This window comes from Microcoleus sp. B3-D7, assembly GCF_036705305.1.
Lineage (GTDB): Bacteria > Cyanobacteriota > Cyanobacteriia > Cyanobacteriales > Microcoleaceae > Microcoleus.
Genome location: NZ_JAUBUE010000117.1, coordinates 1 through 2,794, shown reverse-complemented (window position 1 = coordinate 2,794; position 2,794 = coordinate 1). Strand labels below are relative to the sequence as shown.

Here is a 2,794-nt window from a genome sequence, read left to right as displayed (position 1 = left end):
CGGCGGCGGCGCCACCGGCCAGCGCGTCGTCCAGGTCGACTCCGGTCAGGTCGAGACGGACCGGGTACATGCTGGTGAACCAGCCGACCGTGCGGGACAGGTCGGCACCGGGTATGACCTGCTCCTCACGGCCGTGGCCCTCCAGCCGCACCAGTGCCGAGGGCTCCTCGACACCCCGGTCCCGGCGCCACCGGGCGAGCGCCACGGCGAGCCCGGCGAGCAGGCCGTCGTCGACCCCGCCGTGGAACGCCGAGGGGACCGTGGTGAGCAGCTGTCCGGTCGCCGCCTCCGGCAGGTGCACCGTCACGACGTCCAGGGTGGCGACCGTGTCCACCGCCGGGTCCAGCTCGCGGGAACCCAGCAGCGGGTCCGGGTCCTCGACGGTCCTGATCCAGTGCCGCAGCTCGGCGATCCGGTCCGGCTCCGACGCCTCGTCGGCGAGGGCGTGTGCCCACCGCCGCGCCGACGTGCCAACCGGAGCGAGTTGCGGTACACGTCCCGCCTGATACTGCTGCCACGCCGTAGCCAGATCAGGCAGAAGGATCCGCCAGGAAACACCATCGACAACAAGATGGTGCAACACCATCAACAGCCGCCCCGGCACCGCATCACCGGCATCGAACCACACGAACTGCGCCACCACCCCACCCGCCGGATCAAGCCGACCCGACGCACCCTCCAACTCCACCCCCACCACCGACCGCCACCGCTCATCCCACCCACCAACCCACCCCACACGACGCACCAACCCCGCCACATCCACACCACCAGCCGGACCAACCTCCCACCAGCCCCCACCACCACTGACCAGACGACCCCGCAGCACATCGTGGTGATCCACCACCACCGCCACCACCGCGACCAACGCCGCGAGATCCACCCCCACCGGCAAATCCACCACCGTCGACATCGCGAACCGGTCGAACCCCGCACCCAACTCCCGAACGAACGACACGACCGGCAACAACGGGGCAGCCCCCACACCACCACCCTCCAACTCGGGCAGCCGAACCGACGCCGCATCCACCCCCGCACACTCCGCCAACTCCGCAACCGTCCGCCGCTCGAAAATCTGCCGCGGCGTCACCTCCACACCCAACAACCGCGCCCGCGACACCACCTGAATCGAACGAATACTGTCCCCACCCACCGCGAAGAAATCATCATCCACACCCACCCGAGCCACACCCAGAACCTCCGCGAAAACCCCCGCCAAAACCTCCTCAGCACGACTCCGCGGCGCCCGATACTCCCCCACCGACACCTCCGGCACCGGCAAACCCAACCGATCCAACTTCCCATTCGGCGTCAACGGCAACCGATCCAACACCACAAAAACCGACGGCACCATAAACTCCGGCAACCGACCCGACACGAAACGGCGCAGCGCCCGTTCCGACAGGCCCGCCGTCATGTCGGCGGAGAAACGGCCCTGCTCGTCGACCGAGCCGGCCGAGTCCAGCGTGGTCGGCACGACGTATCCGACCAGCCGGGCGGTGCCGTTGGCGCGATCGACGGCGACGGCGGCCTGGGCAATGTCGGGGTGGGCGGTCAGGGCCGCCTCCACCTCACCCGGCTCGATCCGGAAACCACGCACCTTCACCTGCGCATCCGCCCGACCCACATACTCCAACACACCAGCAGACGTCCACCGCGCCAGATCACCCGTGCGATACATCCGCGACCCCACCGCACCAAACGGATCCGCCACGAACCGCTCCGCCGTCAACCCACCCCGACCGTGATAACCCCGAGCAATCAACCCACCCACATACAACTCACCCACCGCACCCACCGGCACCGGCACCAAACCCCCACCCAACACATAAGCCCGCATATTCCCCAACGGCCCACCCACCGGCACCGACCCCGACACCACCACATCCGGCACCACAAACACACTCGCGTAAAACGACTCCGTCTGCCCATACGCATTCACCACCCGCACACCCGGCAACACCCGCCGCACCCGACCCACCAACGACGCCGGCAACGCCTCACCCGCAAACACCACCACATCCACCGACAACCGACCCGACACCTCATCCAACACCTCAGCGAACACCGACGGCACCGCAGAAATCACCGACCCCGACCAACCACCCCGCTCACCCACCACCAACACATCCCGCACCACCTCCACCGTCGCCCCCACCACCAACGACGTCACCACCTCAAACACACACACATCAAAATTCACCGACGACGCCGCCAACACCCGCGACCCCGCCGAAATCCCCACCCGCTCCGCCAACCGCAACACACCATTCAAAACCACATCATGCGTCACCACCACACCCTTCGGCGCACCCGTAGACCCCGACGTATACATCACATACGCCGCACCCCCACCAGCCACCCGAGGCAACACCACACCCGACGACACCCCACCCACCACCTCATCCACCAACACCACCGGCACACCCACATCCGGCACCACCGAACGACAACCCGAATCCGTCAACACCAACCCCGGCACCGCATCCGAAACAATCCACTCCAACCGCGAAGACGGATAACGCGGATCCACCGGCAAAAACGCACCACCAGCCCGCCACACCGCCAACACACCCACCACCAAATCCACCGACCGCGGCAAACACAAACCCACCACCGTCTCCGAACCCACACCACAACCCACCAACACCCCCGCCAACACCTCCACCCGCGCATCCAACTCCGCATACGTCAACGACACATCCCCACACACCACCGCCACCGCATCCGGCACCAAACCCACCCGAACACCCACCAAATCCACCACCGACCCACCCTCAACCACCACAGCCGTGTC

General features: G+C 66.9%; 1 protein-coding gene. It reads right to left on the bottom strand.

The features are described from left to right. Positions 1–2,692 (bottom strand): amino acid adenylation domain-containing protein (locus tag QUB25_RS29505; RefSeq protein WP_333189009.1); only part of this gene is annotated, 2,692 nt, incomplete at its 3' end. Between the last annotated feature and the right edge of the window lie 102 nt (positions 2,693–2,794).